This window comes from Methylocystis sp. MJC1 (assembly GCF_026427715.1).
In the GTDB taxonomy this organism is placed as follows: domain Bacteria; phylum Pseudomonadota; class Alphaproteobacteria; order Rhizobiales; family Beijerinckiaceae; genus Methylocystis.
Genome location: NZ_CP107558.1, coordinates 2,431,418 through 2,451,293, shown reverse-complemented (window position 1 = coordinate 2,451,293; position 19,876 = coordinate 2,431,418). Strand labels below are relative to the sequence as shown.

At 63.3% G+C, this 19,876-nt stretch carries 19 protein-coding genes; 10 read left to right on the top strand and 9 right to left on the bottom strand.

The window, feature by feature from the left end:
- Positions 1 to 150: 150 nt before the first annotated feature.
- Positions 151 to 492 (bottom strand): hypothetical protein, encoded by a 342-nt coding sequence (locus tag OGR47_RS11945; protein ID WP_165056257.1) that lies wholly within the window; start codon positions 490 to 492, stop codon positions 151 to 153.
- Between the two features lie 1,007 nt (positions 493 to 1,499).
- Between OGR47_RS11945 and OGR47_RS11940 the strand changes: the two genes are divergently transcribed.
- The 6 genes from OGR47_RS11940 (at position 1,500) to OGR47_RS11915 (ending at position 6,529) form a co-directional block, all read left to right on the top strand.
- Positions 1,500 to 1,895: a hypothetical protein gene (locus tag OGR47_RS11940; RefSeq protein WP_165056259.1), complete on the top strand. Its 396-nt coding sequence runs from the start codon at positions 1,500 to 1,502 to the stop codon at positions 1,893 to 1,895.
- A 39-nt stretch (positions 1,896 to 1,934) separates the two neighbouring features.
- A complete protein-coding gene (gene tnpA / locus OGR47_RS21880) occupies positions 1,935 to 2,360 on the top strand; it encodes an IS66-like element accessory protein TnpA (protein WP_371824408.1) in 426 nt (141 codons plus the stop codon).
- Positions 2,357 to 2,713 carry an IS66 family insertion sequence element accessory protein TnpB gene (gene tnpB, locus OGR47_RS11930; RefSeq protein WP_165056354.1) on the top strand — a complete coding sequence of 119 codons (357 nt, stop codon included), beginning with the start codon at positions 2,357 to 2,359 and terminating at the stop codon, positions 2,711 to 2,713. Before tnpA ends, tnpB begins: the two co-directional genes overlap by 4 nt.
- Before the next feature lie 69 nt (positions 2,714 to 2,782).
- Positions 2,783 to 4,318: an IS66 family transposase gene (tnpC, locus tag OGR47_RS11925; RefSeq protein ID WP_216697905.1), complete on the top strand. Its 1,536-nt coding sequence runs from the start codon at positions 2,783 to 2,785 to the stop codon at positions 4,316 to 4,318.
- A 1,603-nt stretch (positions 4,319 to 5,921) separates the two neighbouring features.
- Positions 5,922 to 6,125, top strand: a complete 204-nt coding sequence (locus OGR47_RS11920) for a hypothetical protein (RefSeq protein ID WP_165053682.1) — start codon at positions 5,922 to 5,924, stop codon at positions 6,123 to 6,125.
- A gap of 107 nt (positions 6,126 to 6,232) precedes the next feature.
- Positions 6,233 to 6,529, top strand: coding sequence for a hypothetical protein (locus OGR47_RS11915; protein ID WP_165053685.1), 297 nt, complete (start codon positions 6,233 to 6,235; stop codon positions 6,527 to 6,529).
- Between the two features lies 1 nt (position 6,530).
- Here OGR47_RS11915 and OGR47_RS11910 read toward each other — a convergent pair whose 3' ends face one another.
- From OGR47_RS11910 to OGR47_RS11885, 6 genes are all read right to left on the bottom strand, one after another.
- Positions 6,531 to 8,441, bottom strand: a complete 1,911-nt coding sequence (locus OGR47_RS11910; protein WP_165053688.1) for an AsmA family protein — start codon at positions 8,439 to 8,441, stop codon at positions 6,531 to 6,533.
- 134 nt (positions 8,442 to 8,575) lie between these two features.
- Positions 8,576 to 8,941, bottom strand: a complete 366-nt coding sequence (locus OGR47_RS11905) for a response regulator (protein WP_246729735.1) — start codon at positions 8,939 to 8,941, stop codon at positions 8,576 to 8,578.
- 156 nt (positions 8,942 to 9,097) lie between these two features.
- Positions 9,098 to 9,478 (bottom strand): DUF423 domain-containing protein, encoded by a 381-nt coding sequence (locus OGR47_RS11900; protein ID WP_165053694.1) that lies wholly within the window; start codon positions 9,476 to 9,478, stop codon positions 9,098 to 9,100.
- 20 nt (positions 9,479 to 9,498) lie between these two features.
- Positions 9,499 to 11,037 (bottom strand): undecaprenyl-phosphate glucose phosphotransferase, encoded by a 1,539-nt coding sequence (locus OGR47_RS11895; protein ID WP_206527462.1) that lies wholly within the window; start codon positions 11,035 to 11,037, stop codon positions 9,499 to 9,501.
- Between the two features lie 18 nt (positions 11,038 to 11,055).
- A complete protein-coding gene (locus tag OGR47_RS11890) occupies positions 11,056 to 12,249 on the bottom strand; it encodes a glycosyltransferase (RefSeq protein ID WP_246729736.1) in 1,194 nt (397 codons plus the stop codon).
- Between the two features lie 14 nt (positions 12,250 to 12,263).
- On the bottom strand, positions 12,264 to 12,860 hold the full coding sequence (locus tag OGR47_RS11885) for a polysaccharide biosynthesis/export family protein (protein ID WP_165053697.1): 597 nt from the start codon (positions 12,858 to 12,860) through the stop codon (positions 12,264 to 12,266).
- Positions 12,861 to 13,022: 162 nt separating this feature from the next.
- Here OGR47_RS11885 and OGR47_RS11880 point away from each other — a divergent pair, with 162 nt between their 5' ends.
- Both OGR47_RS11880 and OGR47_RS11875 read left to right on the top strand, forming a co-directional pair.
- On the top strand, positions 13,023 to 15,122 hold the full coding sequence (locus OGR47_RS11880) for a GumC family protein (protein ID WP_165053700.1): 2,100 nt from the start codon (positions 13,023 to 13,025) through the stop codon (positions 15,120 to 15,122).
- A gap of 17 nt (positions 15,123 to 15,139) precedes the next feature.
- Positions 15,140 to 15,949, top strand: a complete 810-nt coding sequence (locus tag OGR47_RS11875) for a class I SAM-dependent methyltransferase (protein ID WP_216697904.1) — start codon at positions 15,140 to 15,142, stop codon at positions 15,947 to 15,949.
- A 97-nt stretch (positions 15,950 to 16,046) separates the two neighbouring features.
- On the opposite strand, the gene OGR47_RS11870 is transcribed toward OGR47_RS11875, so the two are convergent.
- On the bottom strand, positions 16,047 to 17,237 hold the full coding sequence (locus tag OGR47_RS11870) for a GNAT family N-acetyltransferase (protein ID WP_246729737.1): 1,191 nt from the start codon (positions 17,235 to 17,237) through the stop codon (positions 16,047 to 16,049).
- Between the two features lie 114 nt (positions 17,238 to 17,351).
- Between OGR47_RS11870 and OGR47_RS11865 the strand changes: the two genes are divergently transcribed.
- Both OGR47_RS11865 and OGR47_RS11860 read left to right on the top strand, forming a co-directional pair.
- Positions 17,352 to 18,425 (top strand): polysaccharide deacetylase family protein, encoded by a 1,074-nt coding sequence (locus OGR47_RS11865; RefSeq protein WP_246729738.1) that lies wholly within the window; start codon positions 17,352 to 17,354, stop codon positions 18,423 to 18,425.
- Positions 18,426 to 18,500: 75 nt separating this feature from the next.
- Entirely contained in the window at positions 18,501 to 19,367 is an 867-nt protein-coding gene (locus OGR47_RS11860; protein ID WP_165053706.1) for a J domain-containing protein, read from the top strand.
- A gap of 77 nt (positions 19,368 to 19,444) precedes the next feature.
- On the opposite strand, the gene OGR47_RS11855 is transcribed toward OGR47_RS11860, so the two are convergent.
- A complete protein-coding gene (locus OGR47_RS11855; protein ID WP_165053709.1) occupies positions 19,445 to 19,864 on the bottom strand; it encodes a hypothetical protein in 420 nt (139 codons plus the stop codon).
- Positions 19,865 to 19,876 lie beyond the last annotated feature (12 nt).

Below are 19,876 nucleotides of genomic sequence, written 5' to 3'. Positions count from 1 at the left end.
GGGGTGTTTCTCTTTGGCGCCGCGCCACGACGCCATTGCGGGGAAGCTACGCGAGCGATTCGGGGAAGGCAAGGCCTTGCTCCCTAGTAGATAAAATCTGACGATAGAGTCCTTTTCGGGATTCGCATCGTCGGTAAGGGCCTATCTCGTTTAAAGGTTTCGAAACGCCAACGCGAGCGACAGCCACAACAGAAACGCTGACCCTAGGAATGCGAAAATGACTGCAGCTAGCGCATTTAATGCGGTAGAGTTATTCTTCCTGAATTCAAATGACGTAAAAATATACACCGCGTAAACCGTAGGCGTGCCAAGCAAGATCAACGGGATGAACATCAAAATCCAAAATGCTCCCAGCTGTCTGTCTAATACGCCAATGTATAGAGGAATCCAAAAAGCGATAACGTTGCAAAGAATTGCTACAATCGAAATGGAAACGAAGGCCAAGGCGTTATTCGTGATCACACGGCGCAAGAAAATATCGATCTTTTGCATTGTAACCCCTCTGGCGATTCCCTTCATTGATTTGGTTCCAACGCGAACCGTCTCGCGCCTGATCCCTCTTGGATGAGATTTCGGATGCGGGGTTGCGACACAAACGGCAACAGACGCAAGGCAAAATCCGCCGCCAGCGGGAACCAAGCGTTAGATTTCGACCACTAGATTGGGCGACAAGCTGGATGGGCGGGGAAAGCCCGCGGAAAATTGCTGCCGCAGCCGCGAACCGAAAAGTGTTCAAAGGGTTGATAGCGAGCGACGCTTTCGGGCGTTGTGATCGAGCGGACGGAATGAAGCTCCAAGACCGCCCCGCCAAGGTGGCCCTCTGACGACCGCTAGACCCGGCGGCTGCCCCGTGAGCTTCGGGCGGGGTCTGATCCCTATTCGGCCGCCTCAAGAGAGGGCGGGAAACGCGCGAATATCGGCTTTCAGACGGTGAGGCGCGCCGAGGCCAACGATATCCCGGTGACGATGCTGCCGAACAACGGGTAGTGTCTCAGTTTGAAATTTGGCGGGGTTGACTCCGGCTCGCGCCACGCCAATCTCCCTGATATGATTAGCTGAAAGCGGGAGGGGATGGTGGCTTCAGAGTGGGTCAAGCTAACGCCGCAGGGGAAACCGGGAGAAACGGTTTACGTGAACCTATCAAAAGCTAGTTCTGTTTGGTCCGTAGAAGATGGATCAGAGATATGGTTCTTAGCCGGCGTCGGCGAGAATGGACTAGTCCGAGTTAACGAGTCCCCTGATATGGTTCTCTCCAAACTTAAGGAGGGGGAAAGTGCCAATTGGCCCTAAAGGCGAGAAGCGGCCCGCCGACGCCATCGCGCGCGCCGTCAAAGTCATGCGCATAGCCACGGGCGAAGAGCCAGAGGATTACGGAAGCGCGCCCCCTCGATTTCCCACGCCGCCAAGAGCTATGGATTAGAAGCTCCGTATGGCTGAGCAGCAACGAAACGCCGACCATTCCTCTGAGCGTGTATGACCTCGGCTATGCTGAACGGCATTTGCTGGATCTGGAAAAGCGTATCGCTTTTCTCGCACCTAATAATTCTGCCAAGGACGAACGCGATTTTTTGATTTGCGAGTGCTCCGCTCATTCGAAACTGTGGATTTTCGGCCTCTACGAAGTGTTGAGAACATTTAAGGACCAGAAATCGGAAAAATTCGACGCACTGAAATCGTTATTTCGAGACCTGGAAATCGCGCGTATGCCTTTGGCTAAGCATATGATCAAGAGCGCGCCCGGCTTCAGGGACAACCATCACTATCCGACAGGCGGATGGAGGCCAGACACCGGGATGGTTGGCTGGTCGATGTTCGACCCTTACGAGAAGAAAATGCGTTTCTTTTATCGGACGATGGTAAGCGCTGTTGCGGTCCCACCTTCCAACCGATGCTGAAAGCAGCGAGTCTGATCTCCTGATTTGGAGATAAGGCTTGTGTCCAGACTTGACCCTACGCTTGAGCCTAATGGCGGAGCGGTGCGCCGGATCGAAGTGATCACGGGCGGCGGCGAACGTCGTCGACGATGGTCGGTTGCGGAGAAGGCGCAAGCCGTCGAAGAGTCGCTTGCGCCTGGCGCGGTAGTTTCAGTTGTCGCGCGACGGCATGGGCTGGCGCCGCAGCAATTGTTTTCGTGGCGACGAAAGGCGCGACGGCAAGCGGAACTCGATGCTGTTTCATTTGCGCCGGTTGTTGTCGAGCGACGAGAGGAAGCGCCCGTCGCTCTGGGGTCGGAGAGCAGACCGGTTGCTCGCCCGCACGTGATTGAGCTCGCAATTGACGGTGCAAGCGTCTGGATCTGGCGTGACGCGCCCATGGGCATGGTCACGGCGATTATCGACGCCTTGAAGGCGAGTTCATGATCGGGCCGACAGGCGCGATCCGCGTCATGGTGGCGACGAAGCCCGTCGACTTCCGAAAGGGCGCCGAGGGCTTGGCTGCGCTGGTCCGAGAGACGATGCAGGCAGATCCTTTTGACGGCGCTGTTTATGTGTTCCGCGCGAAAAGGGCTGATCGCATCAAACTGGTGTTCTGGGACGGCACGGGCGTCTGTCTCTTTGCCAAGCGGCTGGAAGATGGCGAGTTCCGCTGGCCGAAGATCGAAGACGGGGTGATGCGGTTGTCCGCGGCGCAGTTTTCGGCGCTGCTGGAGGGGCTCGACTTTCGCCGCGTGCGCGCGGCGAAAGAGACGGCGGCGCCGACCTTGCCGGGATAAGCCGCGACACAGTGAATCAGGGCATCGAAGAACGTCGAAAGGCGGCGGAAAATATGGTCTTCTGCGACTATGGCGCAGGCGATCGAGACGCTTCCCGACGATCCAAACGAACTGAAGGCGATGCTGCTTGCCGAGCGGGCGCGCAACGAGCGTCTCGTTCAGATCATCAAGGAGATGCAGCGCCATCGCTTTGGACGGCGCGCCGAGACCCTTCCCGAAGACCAGATGCTGCTCGCGCTCGAAGAGGTCGAGCAGACGGAAGCGGGCGCCGCGGCGGAGGGGGAAGCCAAGTCCGCCGCCGAACGTGAAAAGGCGGCCAGAAAGCGCCGCACGAACCGTGGCGCGCTACCTGCCCATCTCCCGCGCATCGAAACCATCATCGACATCGAGGATAAAGCCTGTCCTTGCTGCAAGGGCGCGCTCCACCAGATCGGCGAAGATGTCTCTGAGCGGCTCGACGTCGTGCCAGCGCAGTTCCGCGTGCTGGTGACGCGTCGACCCAAATACGCTTGTCGCGCCTGCGAGGGCGCGGTCGTGCAGGCGCCGGCCCCGGCGCGGCTGATCGAAGGCGGCTTGCCGACGGAGGTGACAGTCGCACATGTGTTCGTTTCCAAATACGCCGATCATCTTCCGCTTTATCGCCAAGCACAGATCTACGCCCGGCAGGGGATCGCCCTCGACCGTTCGACGCTCGCCGACTGGGTTGGTCGCGCCGCCTGGCATTTGCGGCCCGTGCACGAGCGGCTTCTGGAACACATCAGATCGTCGACGAAAATCTTCGCTGACGAGACAAGGGCGCCGGTGCTCGACCCCGGGCGCGGGCGTACCAAGACTGGCCAACTTTGGGCTTATGCGCGTGACGACCGGCCATGGGGCGGCGCCGATCCGCCAATCGCAGTCTATGTCTATGCGCAAAACCGAAAGTCCGAGCAGCCGCTCACGCATCTTGCTGGCTTCACGGGCGTCGTGCAGGTCGACGGTTACGCCGGCTATCGCGCGCTGACGCAGAAGAACAGCGTGTCGCTCGCCTTCTGCTGGTCTCACGTCCGCCGGCGCTTCTACGAACTCGCCGCAGCAGGTCCCGCGCCGATCGCCAGCGAGGCTCTGGCGCGCATCGGCGAACTCTACGCCATCGAGAGCGACATCCGCGGCCAAAGCGCCGGCAAACGTCGGGACGCGCGGCAGGAGAAATCCCGCCCCATCCTCGACGCGCTCGAGCCATGGCTGCGTGAAAAACTCGCGCTGATCAGCCAGAAGACCAAGCTCGCCGAGGCGATCCGCTACGCGCTCTCGCGCTGGGACGGCCTGACACGCTTCATCGACGACGGGCGCATCGAGATCGACTCCAATGTCGTCGAACGTGCAATCCGTCCCATCGCCCTCAATCGGAAAAACGCTCTCTTCGCGGGTTCGGACGGAGGCGGCGAAAACTGGGCGATCGTCGCCTCGCTCATCGAGACCTGCAAGCTCAATGGCGTCGATCCGCTGGCCTACATCGCTGACGCTCTTTCTAAGATCGTCAACGGCCATCTCGCCAGTAAGCTCGACGAACTGATGCCTTGGGCCTATGCACAATCCGCCGCGGCCTTCAAAGAGGTGGCCTGAAAACAGCGGTTACGGACGATGATCGCCAACGAGTTCTTATCGATCACCGCTACCGAGCCCCTGTTTACGGTGCTGCCAATCGGCGGTCCTCTCGGAAAGCCGTATCCACAGCGGTAGAACATCAGTCCGCGCGCCTCCAAGGCGCCGCTCGATTTGATGGCCTGTCATCCTAAATGGGGGTGTGGGGCTCCACCACTTCGCGAGGGCTCACGCACATGACGCGAGAGCAGGCCTTCTGGCGTATTCTTTCGATTGGCGTCGGCGCGATGTTCGCGCTTGGCTTCTTAGGGGCAGACCTTCTGGCTGCGGCAACGGCGCTCGGGTAGGCTTAGCTAACGATCCTTAATCCTCGGATGACGTCATCAGGCCTGCCAGTCAGTGCGTCGCCGCCCCCTTGGGCGCCGGTGCGGCGAGATCGACCATCAGGATGTGGATAACTTTCCAGAATAGAAACTGCACGTAAATCAGTGTCTTATATTTTACGCAATGGGCTAGGCCTGCTTGCTACCTAGCGCCGCGCCGTGTGGGAAGGCGTGGTTGAGGTTTCCAACCCAGAGGCAACCCCAAAGCAAGCCGCGACGATGTGTGGTCGGATCCTATTGAAGGAACCGACATGCGGCGCATGTTCGCAATATTGCATTTGAGCGGCGTATGGTCGCCGCAGGACACGCTGAAAGCCGCAATCGCGGTGGTGCGTAGGGGAGCCAAATGAGCGAAATAGAGAAACTCCTCCGGGATATCCATACGCTCAGGGAGTCAATCCAAATCGATTGGGGCGAGCTTTATTCAAATCCTCTTCGGGAGGCAGAGAGAAATGAGATACGCACCCATTTAGAGCTATGCCAGGCCGAGCTTGGCAGCCTGATTGAACGGTTGAGGAAATTTGAGGACGACGCTTCAAATTAGGACACTACCTTTGCTTTAATTTTACTAGGTGTGTTTGCTACCTAATACCGGATAACCGGGCTGCTTCTTTGCGGGGCGCAATTGTAGGCGAAATGCCGGATTAAACAGTCAACCGGTCGCAGAGCTGACACGAAAATGGCGCTCGGAGCGGGAGGGGCCTGTGGCCGCACGTGAGGTCAGAATCGCCCTGCTTAGGTGCGGGGGGCGTCGAAAAATGCCGTTTATATTCAATGTCGGCATTTTCCCCGCACCTTGGAATTAAGCAATTGAAATTGCTTGCTTGTTTGCCTCCCTCCGAGGCCTCCACCTCAAAAAATCAGCAAATTCTGGCGCTTTGGCCCCTGCGGGAACCCCACACTTTTCGGGGACCGTCATGGCCGGGCTTGTCCCGGCCATCCACGCCGAGGGGCGCAGTCCACTTGGAGGTGCGATCGCCATGGATGAGCTTTCGCAGGCTTTCGTGGCGCTCCCAGTTCCTCCGCCACGCGCCCCCGCGCCTCGGTCAGCTGCACGGCGTGGATGGCCGGGACGAGCCCGGCCATGACGATGGCGAAGCGTGGCGCGCCGCCTTCATTAACCCGTTCTTTTCGCAGCGCAGCAGCGTCCATTTTCATCTCCGCCATTTGCGCTTAAAATGCACGCGGATGGGCAATAAGCGCCGAAAAATCGGCCGCGCTCACCTGAAGAGGGGAGAACAATGTTGCATGCTCTGATTGCCGACGCACAGGCCCGGCTCGACGAAGCGCGTCGTCAGCTACGCCTCGCCGCCATTAATTTCGACGTCCCGGACGACGAATTGCTGGCGCTGCGCTCGGATGCCCGAAAAATCTATGACGAACTCGCGGCGCTCGATCGTAAGAAGTTGAAAAAAGGCCTGCTTGGCTTGTTCAAATTCTGGTGAGTGGCCTGCGCTGACGATTTGCGTCTTGCTTCCGAAGCCGCCGCGCCCTCCATATCACCGCATGAGGGCGCGGCGTGCGGCGAGCGCCTTTGGGATGAGGAAGCAAGATGATCAGCCCGGACACCCCTCCCGGAACGGAGGTCGTCTGCGTCGACGCCGGGCCCGGACGCTATGGCGACGGCGGCCTGCTGCGTGGCGCGATATACACAGTCGAGCGCATCGCGCCGGCTATCGACGGCGGCTATGTCGTGGTCCTGGGCGAAATCCGGCCCTGGCAGACCTATACGCCGCCCTGGGGCCTGGTCGGGATCGGGTTCGAGTTGCGTCGGTTCCGTTATCTCGATATTCCAAGCTCGCTGACCGAGCTCCTCGAGCACGCCCCGCGTGAGACGGAGGCGGCTTAAGTTATTCCGCCGGCGGGGGCTCCGGCAGCAGAGGAGCCGCGGCGCCCGAGCGGCGAATGAAGGCCTGAGGATCGGGCGCGAGGCGCAGCTCGTCCCATCCGCCATTGAGATCGAAAGCGATTTGCAGGCCTTTGTCGCGCGGCTTGCCTAAGGCGTCGGCTTCCTGGGCGGCGGCTTTCAACGACAGGATGCGCTCGGCCAGATTGGCGCTCCCTTCGAACCGCAAGGCGAAACCAGGGCCATAGGCTGCGCCGTCGCTCAACGCCCCAACGCCATTCTCGATGAGCAGGCTCACGCTTGCCCTTTGAAGCACGGAGCTGCCCGAGCGGGCGGCCTGGGCGCTGGAGAGCGGACGCTTCTCAAAGCGGCGAAGCGCGCGCTCGAAATCGACCCCCGTGACTTCGCCGTCGCTCAAGGCCGCCGAAAACCTGCCGTTCAGGCTGTGCATCATATCGAATACAGCGCCGCCCGAGGCGTCGAGGGTGAGCGATGAATCCAGAGCGCCGCCCAGCGTCTGCGTGCCGAATGCGTCCCAGAGCAGCGCGCGGGCGTCGACGCCGGTTGTTTGCGCCGAGGCGTGCACGGCGAGCGCGCCGTCGGCTGGTTTGAACGTGGCGTGCGCCTTCAGCCTGCCCCGATAGGCTTGAGCTTCAGCCAGGGAGAGATCGAGCACACCATCTCGCAGCGCGAGGAAGATGCGGGCCTCGTCGATCGTGAGCCGACCCAAGCGAGCGTGGCGGGCCGTGAGGTTGAGGTCGACGTCGGCCCCGGAAAGATTGGGCGGATCGAGCGGCTCCCGGCTCCATTGCCCGTCGGGCCCGAGCAAGGGAGGAGCGTCGGCTAGCATCGGCTTCAGCGCCACGAAATCGCTTTTCAGGGCAGCCGAGAGGCTTGGCTTGCCGTCGTCGTCGCGCAGGGTGAGCTCGCCCTCGAAAGCATTGCCGTCGACATGGACGCGCAGCTCTTTCAGCGCCGCTTCTCGCGCCGTGATCACAGCCTGGGCGGAAAACTGCGCGTCCCCGAACGGGCCGGGCAGGGGCGCGTCGAGGTCGAAGAGACTCAATGCGTCTCGCACCGATGTCGCCGAACCGGCGACGCGCCCGGAGTAACGGCCATTGGCGTTCGCTTCCGCCACCCCTTGCGCCTCGAGCCTTAGGCTTTCGCCGTCGAGCCGGGCGGTGGCGACCGAGGGGTCGCCGCGCAGGAGCATGCCGGGCCGCGCGACCCAGAGAATGAGCTGCAGGCGTTCGCCCCGCCAGTCGAAGGCGCTCGTCAGCGCCGCCGGCTCGCCGACTTTGCGCCAGTCGAGCGTCGCCGAAATGCGGTCAGCGGCATAGTCCTTGCCGTTTCGTCTCAGCCGGAGCGAACCATCGACGAGATTGAGGACGCCGAGGCGGAAATTATCGGCCTTTTGAGCGGCGGGGCTCGCCGGCTGGGTGGCGGCGGCGCGCGCGGCGGCGCCGGGCGCATCGATCGGCTTCTGATCGAGATCGACCTTTATGCGCGGCCTTTTCAAGGTGATCGAGTCGACATCCAGTCGGCCGGAGAGAAGGGGCAGCAGCTTCAGCCCGCCGAAAAGCTCTTCCGCCTGGATGACGAGGGCGCCGTTGTGATCGGCGAAAGCGACGCCTTCGATCGAAACGCTCGGACGAGGCGCGAACAGGAGGCGCGGCGTGCCGCGCGCCTGGATGTAAAGGCCTGTCGCGTCTTGGATCTGTACGGCGATCGCCGATTGCGCGGCTGTCGAAGAATAGAGCCAGGGCGCGATCGCGACCGCCGCGACGCAGACGCTGAGAAGAGCTGCCAGCGCGGCGATCAGCAGATTTCGCTTGCTGACCGCGACCTGCGCGAATCTGCCTCTGGCGCGCGGCGCCTCCTTGGGACCGCCTTCCCAATCCGACGACACGCTCATTCTCTCCTTCGCTGTTCTTTTGATTTCTCGCGGGCAAGCGCGGCGACAAAGTGGCGCCGACCCGAGATTATGATTGTTCACGAAGGCGGCAGGCTCACTCTCCCGCGAATCGGGGGAGCGCTGGAGGGGAGAAGTCAGTCATTTTGGGCGTGGGCGAGCTGCTCTCGCAAGGTCCGCAGGATCTCTTCGACGTAAAAAGGCTTCTCGATAATCGGCCGCAGGGGATGATTTTCCGGAAGGCCGGCGCGCCCACAACCGGTCGTAAAGACGAAGGGAATTCGGCGCGCGGAAATTGCGTCGGCGACCGGGTCGATCCGGTCCGGCCCTATGTTGACGTCCAGGAGGGCGATGTCGAAGGCGGCGCCTAGCGCAAGACGCAGGGCTTGGGACAGGGTGCGGGCCGAGCCGGCGACGACAAGGCCAAAGTCCGTCAGGGTCTCTTCCAGAGCGAGCGAGATATAAGGATCGTCTTCGACAATCAGCACCCTGCGCCCGAGCAAGGGGTCGCTCGGGCGTTGCGTCGCATCGCTCGATGCGCCGCCGGATCTGGGGTATGGCGCGTCAGAGACAGACATAAGCAAGAATGGTGCGGCCGATCACCGCACGAGTCCAGCGCTCGTCTTGTCCGCTGACAAAAGCTTCTCGACTGTTGCATTTCAGTCGCAGTCAGCGCGGCCGATTCGCAATGCGCCCCAGAGAGCGAGCGCAAGCCAGGCGATGATCGTCAGCGAGCCGCCGGTGGGCGCAGCGAAGGGGAAGAGCTTGCCTCCGAGATAGACGCGCGCCGCCAGGTCGGCGGAAAACAGCGTCACGCCGGCCTGCAGGGCGAATGCGGCGCTCGTCAGCAAGCGCGGAAAGAGCGGAGAGCCCCGCGTCAACGCCGAGACCGCCAATCCGGCGCCGGCGTGAAACATCAGGAACTGGCTCGCCGTCGTCAGCAGCGGATTGGCGTCGACATGCGCGGCCGCCGCGGCGAGAGACACGCCGGCTGCGCCCTGCAGCGCCGCGATAGTCGCAATGATCGCGCCTTTGTTCACGCGGGTTCTCCTGCTGGCGCTCAATAGGCGTTTTCAGCCTTGATGAGCGCGAATGGCGTCATGGCGAGAATATAGACGTCGAGCAGTATGGACCAGTTCTCAATGTAGTAGAGGTCGCATTCGACGCGTTTCTGGATCTTCTCCGGCGTGTCGGTTTCGCCGCGCCATCCGTTGATCTGCGCCCAGCCGGTGATGCCCGGTTTGACGCGATGACGGGCGAAGTAACCATCGACGACTTCTTCGTAAACGTGCTCGGCGGCGCGTGCGATGATCGCATGCGGACGGGGGCCGACAAGCGATAGATTGCCTTTGAAGACCACGTTGAAGAGCTGCGGCAATTCATCGAGCGAGGTCTTGCGGATGAAGCGGCCGACGCGCGTGACGCGCGGGTCGTTGCGGGTCACCTGCTTCGCCGCCGAGTGGTCGAGCTTGTCGACGTACATCGAGCGGAACTTGTAGACCTCGATATTCTCGTTGTTGAAGCCGTGGCGCAGTTGCTTGAACAGGACCGGCCCGGGCGAGTCGAGCTTCACCGCGATAGCGATGAGCGCCATGATCGGCGAGGCGAGGATCAGGCAGAGGGCGCCGACGACCCTGTCGAAGATATTTTTGACGACCACGTCCCAATCCGCGATCGGCTTGTCGAAAATGTCGATCACCGGCACGCTGCCGATGTAGGAGTAAGAGCGCGGACGGAACCGCAGCTTGTTCGTATGCGCCGCCAGCCGGATGTCGATCGGCAGCACCCAGAGCTTACGCAGCATCTCCAGAATGCGATCCTCGGCCGTGATCGGCAGGGTGAAGATGATGAGGTCGACGCGCGTGTGACGCGCGAACTCCACCAGATCGACGATATTGCCGAGTTTCGGATAGCCGGCGACGACGTCGGGCGAACGCTCGTCGGCGCGATCGTCGAAGAGGCCGAGAATGCGAAGATCGCCGTTATCTTGCGCCGCAAGCGCCCGCAGCACGGGATCGGCCAATTCGCCGCCGCCGACGATCACGGTGCGGCGCTCGAGCTTGCCCTGGCGGGTGAGGGCGCGAACGATGACAGAGAGCGCCAGCCGCTCGCCCGCGAGCAGCGCGAGGCCCGTCGCATACCAGCCAAGGAGCCAGACGCGCGAGAAAGAATCGTCGAGCCTGAAGAAGAATAGGACAATGAGAGCGACGATGAAGACGAGGGACCAGGCGGCCGCTGCTTTCATTCCGTCACGCGTCGGCGCACGGAAGGAGGCGGGCGTGTAAAGCTCCAAAGACTGCATGACCGCAATTGCTGCCAGCGCCATGGCCGGCATGACGAGGTAATAGTCGAGCGACCTTCCCCAGTTCGGCGCGACGTGCAGCTCGTGAACCAGAACGCCGGCGGCGAGGAGCATGACGAACTCGACGAGCCGCACGCTCCCGGCGAGCACAATCGGCGAATAGGCCTTTCCCGGGGCGCTATTGCCGGCGATTTCCGCCAGCGTCGGGTTCAACGATGCTTTCTCGCTCGTTCCCTTTTCGGCGGGATCTTTTTGAGGCGGCGCGCCCTTCATGTCGCCGGTGGCAAAAGCGCACATTTTTCCGTCTCTCCCCGGTTACGACGCCGCGCCAGGCAAGGAGCGCGCACGCGCAGAGACAAGGGCGTCGCGATAGCCGCGCAGGACGCCTTCGTTCATGGCCGCAATGGTGAAACGAGAGCGAACGAAATGCGCCATGCGATCGGCGAGCGCCTGGCGCGCCTCGGGCGGCGTCTCGAGCATGTCGCGCATGGCGGCGGCGAGCGCAGGCGCGTCATTGGGAGGAACGAGGCGATGCGCCTCATCCCCATATATCTCTGGCACGCCGCCAACATTCGTCGCAACGACGGGCATTCTCGCCGCGAGCGCTTCCAGCACGATGTAAGGCAGGGACTCGGCGCGGCTCGGCACAACCAGAATGCGGCCCTGACGCAGCGCATCGCGTGTGGGCATGCGATCGAGGAAGCGGACGCGCGGCGTGAGGCCGATGCGGTCGGCCAAATCGCGAAAGGCCGCCTCGTCCGGCCCGGAGCCTACGAGCGCAAGGCTGAATTGATCGGGCAAAGCGCGAAGGGCGAAAAGCAATTCTTCCACGCCCTTGGCTGCGCGGATCTCGCCGACGAAGAGAAAATCCGCAGCGTCCGCCACGGGCGGCGCCGGCTCGAATTCCCCCGGCGCGAGGCCGTTGTGGACGACGGGCGTCAGCGCCCGTGGCGGCTCGACCGCTTCGTTGAAGCGGCGCCGCGCAAAGTCGCTTTCGAAGGGCATCAAATCCGTCACGCGGCCCATTATGCGCTCGGCGGTAAAGAAAACTTGTCCGGAAAGCGTGTTCGTCCGGAAATGAAGGCTTCCGCCGTGCGGCGTGTAAACCCGCGCCAACGGTCGCGCCGGCTTGGGAAACAGCGGCGCCAAGGCGGGGAGGCGCGCATAGAGCCCGCCTTTGGCGCCATGCCCGTGGACAATATCCGGCGAAAGGCGCTGGATCAGGCGCGCAACGCGCCAGCCCGCCACGAAATCGCCCGGGTGGGGCAAACGCCGCATGGGAAAGCGGGTTATTCCAAGGGCGAGATGGGGAGAAAGCTCTTCGAGGGCGCGCGCCGCCGCGTCGCCGCCCGTCAGCGAATCCGCGACGACGCCCACGCTATGGCCGTCTTGCGTCTGTGCGCGTGCGAGGTCGACGACATGCCTGAACAGGCCGCCGACCGGCGAGCGCATCACATGCAGGACGCGCAGGGCCTCGTGTCCATCCTCAGCTTTATTGCAATGGGCCACAACCGCCCTTCCATCTAGAAAATTCGTTCTCTCACAGTAACCGTGTCGCCAGGCCGGATAGGCGTATCGAGCGGCACGCGCCCGGTGACGGGATAGCCGTCGATAACGCGCGTGACATCCACGGCGCCTTGATAACCGCGTGGTCCGAAGCCGCCGGCGATGGCGACGGCCGTGCGCGCGGTCATTGCCTCGACATAGGGAAATTGACCGGCGTTCGTCACTTCTCCCAGCACGAAGAAAGGCCGGAAAGCTTCCACCTCCACTGAGACGCGCGGCTCGCGGATGAAGCCATTGCGCAGCCGCGCTGCGATCTCGCGCTCGACATCGGGCACGGTGCGTCCTTGCACCGGCACCGAGCCGATGAGCGGCATGGCGATGCGCCCTGCGCCATCGACCGCATAATTGTTGGAAAGCGAGTCCTGGCCAAAGACGATGATCCGCAACCTGTCGCCGGCGGCCAGCGTATAGGGCGCATTGGCGGTGGCGGCGAAGAGCTCCGGCCGATAATCGCCGGGCGCTGCGCAGGACGACAGGAAAGCGCTCGTCATCATTGCCATCGCTAGGGTAAGCGCGTTGCGCGCGGCCCTCTTTGAGGCGACTGTCTTCGCCATTTCCGTTCCGTGCCTTTAAACAAATCAAATGACCGCCGCAGCGCGACGGCTACGTTTTATTGCTTCATGGTTAAAAAAACTTTGACCCGCCCGAACCGGGGCGTTTACCCGGCCTCAACCATAATTTCGTATCACGGGGACGCTTTACCCTCGGAGTAAGCGATGCGTTCGGCTGTTCCATTAGAGACAGAGGCCACGACCGGCGAGATAGATCTGTCACGGATCGGCCGCGTGCTGGCCAAAAAGCGCTGGTGGGTTTTCGGCCCGACCCTCGTCGCATTCGTCGGGGCGCTCATCTTCGTCAATATGGTGAAGCCGCGCTACACGGCCGACGCGAGAGTGCTTCTCGAAAACCAGGACAGCTTTTTCACACGCGTCGATAAGGGCGAGCGCGTTTCCGCCAGCGAGCCCGACGCCGAAAACGTTCAGAGCCAGATTCAGCTGCTCACCTCGCGCGATCTTGCGCGCCGGGTCATCAAACAGCTCCATCTCCAGGGAAATTCGGAGTTCGATCCGCTCGCCAATGGCGTGGGAGCCCTCACCCGCGTGATGGTCCTGCTCGGCATCGCGCGCGATCCCACGCGCATGTCGCCCGAGGATCGCATTTTGGAAAAATTCGGCGAGAAGCTCGGTGTGCTCTCGCCGACGAAGACGCGCGTCCTGTCGATCGAATTCTCTTCCCGCGATCCCGATCTCGCGGCGAGCGGCGCCAACGCCGTCGCCGACGCCTATATCGAGATGCAGCAGGAAGCCAAGCGCGATATCGCGCGCTCGGCTGCTCAGTCGCTCGCCACGCTCGTCTCGGACCTGCATACGCGCGTCGCCGAGGCTGAAGCCAAGGTCGAGGATTACCGCGCCAAAACGGGTCTTCTCGTCGGCTCGAACAATACGGTCATTTCGACGCAGCAGCTCGGCGAGCTGAACAACCAGCTCTCCATCGCGCGCGGCGCGCAGGCGGATGCGCAGGCGAAAGCCAATCTTCTGCGCGACATGCTGCGTCAGAACCGCATCGGCGAAATTCCGGACGTCGCCAATAATGAGGTCATGCGCCGGATTTTCGAGCAGCGCGTCTCCTTGCGCGCGCAGCTTGCGCTTGAGTCGCGCACGCTGCTGCCGCAGCATCCGCGCATCAAGGAGCTGACTGCGCAGCTAACCGATCTCGATATGCAATGGCGCGCAGCCGCCGAGCGCACCGCGCACACGCTCGAAAACGACGCCCGCATCGCTTCGAATCGCGTTGAAAATCTGACCCGCGCCCTCGAAGACCAAAAACGCGTCGCCGGCGCCGCCGGCTCGGAGGAAGTGAAGCTGCGCGATCTCGAACGCGCGGCGCGGCTTCTCAAGGACCAGCTCGAGGCGGAGACCGCCAAATATCAAGAGGCCTTGGCGCGCGAACGCGTGAAGGCGACGCCCGCCGACGCCCGCATCATCCAGCGCGCCCTGGCCCCGCAGCTTCCCTCCTTCCCAAAGAAAATTCCGATCACGGCCTTCGCTGTGCTCGCCACTCTGATCCTTTCCATGGGCGCGGTCGTCGGCGGGGAATTGCTGAGCGGCCGCGCGCGGGCGTCGTCGTCCGGCATTGCGGCGGCAGGAGCGGCCACGAAAGTGGCGGCGCAAGCGCCTGCCGGTGCGACGGCGGCGGCGCAGGTCGAACTGGCTCCTGCGCTCGAAGCCGCGCCTGCGGAAATCATCGACAAAGACCCGGGGCGGGACGACGCCGACGCCTTGCGCCGGATCGAGAGCGCGCGCGCCGTGAGTTCCTGCGTGAAGGTGCTGGTGACGCCCTGTGAGAAAGGCGGCAAGCCGATCGAGACGGCGATTGCTTTGAGCCGCAGTCTCGCGCGGCGCGGACGCACGCTGCTGGTGGCGGCCGATGCGGGCGTGAGGAGCTTGGAGGCGCTGGTGCATTCGCCCGGCCGCACGCCGAAAGGCCTGTCGGACCTGCTGGCGGGCGAAGCGGATTTCGCCGAGGCGATCCACCGCGACATCTGCTCGCGCCTGCATGTGATGCCGGGTGGCCTCGCGGAAAGCGCGGAGCGACGCGATCTTTCCCTCTTTGTCGCCGCGGTCGCGCATACTTATGACTTCGTGGTGTTTGCGGCGTCGGCGGCGCAGGCGCTCGACCTTGCGTGGCATGTCGACCTCGCCTTCGTGCTCGGCGGGGACGCTGCCGCGGAAGCCCTGCGCGCGACGCTGGCGGAAGAAGGCGCAGATGCGCATCTTCTCGAAGACGCCGCGAGCGCGGACGACCTTGCCGCTTGAGAAGCGGACCTATGAAAATGACCGAGTTGGAAGCGGCGAAAGCCAAAGCCGCCACGGCTTACAATGCGGCGGCCGATTATTTCGACCACCCTGTCAGCTCTTTCTGGCACCGCTTCGGGCGACGCACGGTCGAGCGTCTCGGGTTGCGGATGGGCGAAACCGTCCTGGACGTTTGCTGCGGGAGCGGCGGCTCGGCGCTGCCCGTTGCTGAAGCCGTTGGGCCCGAAGGGAAAGTCGTCGCGGTCGATCTCGCCGAACGGCTCGTCGCCTTGGGGGAGGCGAAGGCCCGCGAGAAAGGCCTCGGCAATATCGAATTCAAGGCGGCGGACATGCTGTCGCTTGGCTATCCCGACGCGAGCTTCGATGTCGTCGTCTGCGTCTTTGGGATTTTCTTTGTGCCCGACATGGTCGCGGCCACGAAAGAGCTTTGGCGCATGGTGCGCCCAAACGGGCGCTTGGCCATCACCACATGGGGACCCGACCTGTTCGAGCCTGCCAACTCGGCCTTCTGGGAAGCCATCCGCGACGAACGCCCGGATCTTCTGAGGGGCTTCAACCCGTGGGAGCGGATTTCGACGCCTACAGGCCTGCGCGAGATGCTTGCCGAAGCCGGGATTGCCGAGGCGGAGATTGTTGCGGAACCCGGGAGCCATGCCATCAGCTCCCCCGATGATTGGTGGCTGATCGCCATGGGAAGCGGCTATCGCGGGACGCTCGCCCAGCTCGACGCCGCAACATTGGCTCGGGTTCGCGAGAGAAATCTTGCGCTGTTGGGGCAATGCGAGGCGATCACCACGAACGTTCTCTACAGCGCGGCGGTCCGGTAAGGCATCCGTCATTGCGAGGAGCGTAAGCGACGAAGCAATCCAGGGCGGCGATCGCGGCTCTGGATTGCTTCGCTTCACTCGCATTGACGGACTTTCCTTAGGACAGGCAGCTGCGCGCTCTGCGGTAGAGCCGCGTGAGCTTCGGGTTCTGCTTGACGTACCGTTTGAGGCAGAGAAACGCCGAGAACAGCGGCGCGGCGAGGGCGCCTCTCGTCGAGAGGGGGATGACGTCGTCGCATAGCTCGATCGTTTCGTCGCAGACGGCGTTCTTGTAGCGCGCTTCGCCGGCGCCGAGATCGAAATGCGTCATGCCGCGCGCGACAAGGTTGCGCATCAGCGCGTGCAGCAGCAGCTCTCCAGGCGACGAGCGCGCGATGTCTGCGTCCATGTCGAAGGAATTGAGCATGGCGGAGAAGCGGCCGCGGCGCACGATCCCCGCATAGGTCGCGACAATGCGCTCGCCGACGCTCAACGCATGAAATTCTATGGCGCCTTCGCCGGCCCCGGCGGAAAGGCGCGTAAGCAGCGCGCGCACGCGCCCCATATCGAGCGAGCCTTCTGCGCCAATGTCGGAAAAGCGCACGGATTTTTGCGCGATCAGCGCGTCGATGATTTTCTCGGCGCGCGCGCCAGTCACGCAATGCTCGTAGCAAAGAGGGCTGCGCTCCGCGAGACGCATCTCCTTCCTTCGTAATTTCTTGCGCGTATCCTTTGAAAGGCGCGCGGTCAGCTCTCCGATTGTCGCCGGAAGCGTCGCGCTATAGGCGAAGCTGGCGCTCGGCCTGGCTGTTCGAAAGGCAAGGGGATTATTCACCCCTTCGAAGCGTCGCGGTTGATTGCGCAGATAGATGAGATCTGGCCGGGTGGGCGCCCGCCGCGCGGCTTCCTGAAGCAATCCGCGCAAGTCCGTCTCCGTGACGCCGGCGGCCGGGTCGAGCAGCGGCAGATTGAAATTGCTTTCGCGCCCGCCGAGGAAAAGCGCGATGTCGAGCCCCGCATGACGCTCGACGCACAAGGGCAGGAGCGCGAGCGGCCGCCCGGCCGCGTTGCGCGCGACGATGACGAACGGCCGCGCGCCATCCGCCCGGCCCATCGTCTCGCGCCAGGCGGAGAGGAAGAGATAGGTTTGATAGGGGCTGGCAGTCGCTTTTTCTGAGAGTGCGGCCCAGTCCCCGCGCGCTTCCTCCAAAGTGGCGAAGACGTCGATGGTGATGGAGCCGGCGGCGCTTGCGCGCCTATTCTCGGGCGCGCATTGAATGGTTTCCAACTCCGTAACCATGCGTCTCATGAAAACTCGCCGCCAAGAAGCGCGCCACCGAGGGCGTGCGCCGACCAAGATAATCGCCACAAGGCGCATAACACATCGTTAGAAACTTGGCCCTAAAGCTATGAAGGCTTTCTTATGTCGATTGAGGGTTTCATGGCGACCTGGCGGGAGCTTGCGATCGAAGCCGGGATGCAGCTTTTCAAGGCCAGCGGCGTGCATCGACTCGCCGCCCCCTTCACCAGCGGCCTCGGCGCGATACTGATGTTTCATCGCGTGCGGCCAGATCGGGGAGAGGCTTTCGCGCCCAACGCCGGCCTCGAGATCACGCCGCAATTCCTCGACGCTTTGCTCACCCATCTCGCCGCGCGAGGCTATGATCTCCTCTCGCTCGACGCGGCGCTCGATCTGCTGCGCGGGCGCGAGGCTCCCGCGCGCCCCTTTGTCGTTCTCACGTTCGACGATGGCTATCGCGATCTCGTGGAGCACGCCTTGCCGGTGCTGGAGCGGCGGCGCGCGCCCTTCGCCGCTTATGTGACGTGCGGATTCGCGGACCAAACGGCGCGGCTTTGGTGGCTCGAGATGGAAGAGGCGCTGCGCCGTCTTTCCCGGGTCGAGGTCGTCGTAGCCGGGCGGCGGATCGTGCGCGCCTGCGCCACGGCGCAGGAAAAGCGGGAGGCGTTCAGCTATATCTATTGGGCGATCCGCGACGGCGCAGAGGAGCAGCTGCTCGATGTCGTCGCTCGCCTTGCGGGAGAGGCGGGCGTCGACTCCCATGTCCTCACAGCTGACGCTTGCCTCGATTGGTCGGGTATCGCGGCGCTTGCGCGTCACGAACTCGCGACGATCGGCGCGCACTCGGTCACGCATGCGCGTCTCGCAAAGCTCGACGCGGCCGAAGCGCGGCGCGAGATGGCGGATAGCCGCGATTTCATCGAGCAGAAGACGGGGGCTGCGCCCAAGCATTTCTGCTATCCGGTCGGCGATCCCACATCGGCCGGCGCGCGCGAATTCGCGCTTGCCACGGAGCTCGGCTTCGAGAGCGCCGTCACCACGCGGCCGGGAATGATCTTTCCCGAGCATCGCGACTATTTACACGCGCTGCCGCGCCTGTCGGTCAATGGCAAGCATCAGAGCCTCGCTGCGCTCGACATATTGCTGAGCGGCGCGCCTTTCGCGGTGATGAACCGCGGCCGGCGCGTCGCGGCGTAGCGAGGGGAGGGCGCCATCAGCTTCGACCCCTTCGACGCGCCTTGGCGTGAAATCGAGAGAGGCGAGAGCCGGGGCATGCTGGCGCCGGCGCTGATCGCGGCGCTGGCGGTCTCTTGCCTGTCGCTGCTCGGAGTCCTTGCGCTGCATGCGACCGCGCCGGGCGAGCTGGCGGCGCTGCCCGCGAGCGACGAAGACATGCGCCGTTACGCGGAGCAGGGCTATTTTTCGCTGATGGCTGCCGCGAGCGCGGCGGAGCGGCGCGCTTTGGCGGCGCTCGCCGGGTTCCAGAGCTTCGGCGGCCTTTTCGCCATGCTGATGTCCTTCGCCTATGGCTGCCGGCGCGGTTACGCCAATCCCCGGCCGCGCGGCTGGTCCAACGCCTTTTGGGCATTGAGCGTCGTCGGGCTTGGTCTGACGACGTGGATCTTCCCCGGCGTGTCGCCGCAGAAGCTCGACTATCTGCTTACATCTTTGGCGGCGGACGGGCGAAGCGCGCAGCTATCGCCTCTGGTCTTTCTGCTTGAGCGCGGCGCAGCGCTTGCTGCGCTCGTCGCATTTTTCCTCGTGCTTGGTCACGACATTGGCTATCGGCTGCGAGAAGCTTTGGAAGACTTCGGCCTCGTCGAAGCGCGTGAGGAGCCACGGGGCGCGTCGTCCAAAACAGGGCAGTCCCAGAGAAGCCGCCGCCGCTCCGGCGCCCGCGGGCCAGAGACGGAGACAGCAAGCGGCTTCGGTCACCGCGAAACGTCGTCGTCGGCAAGCGCCCCTACGACAGCGGAGGCCAAGGCCCGGCAGGTCCTCGGCGTCGGCGCCAACGCCTCCAAACGCGAGATCGAGCGCGTTTATCGCGCGCAGATGAAACGCGCCCATCCGGATCATGGCGGCTCTGTCGAGCGCGCCTCGGCGCTCAACGCCGCCAGGGACGTGCTGCTCGGGCGGTGACACGTCGGGGGCTGGCCACGGACCGCGAGCCTTTCCAGCCGCTTTAGGTGGAGGGAGCCTGAAGGCTCGCGGTCCGCTCACAGCTCAGTGCGGTAGCGTGTGGCGAGGAACGGCTGAAGCTCGGAGCCTTTCCAGACATCGACGACATAGCTCTGCCGCCCGTTCGCCGAGGCGACATAGCTGACGATCCTGAGGGCGTCCTGGTCGTGGACCGCCATTTGCGCCATGGACGGCGCGCCGGCGCCCTGTTTGATCCATTCGTCGCGCGGGATGTGCCGGACGACCGGTTCGGCTGCGGCCGGGTCACGGGCGACGTGCATCTCCTCGAAGTCGGGGGAGAGAAGCTGGTCGAGCTTTGCTTTGTCGGTCAGCTCGTTTTCGAGCCGCGAGTAGACGACCACCAGACGGGTGGCAAGGCCGATCGGCGCGGGCGACTGGGCGAATGCGCTCCCTGCGGACGAGAGCGCGAGCAGGATCAGGACCGCAGGGAGACGCATGGTTTCAACACT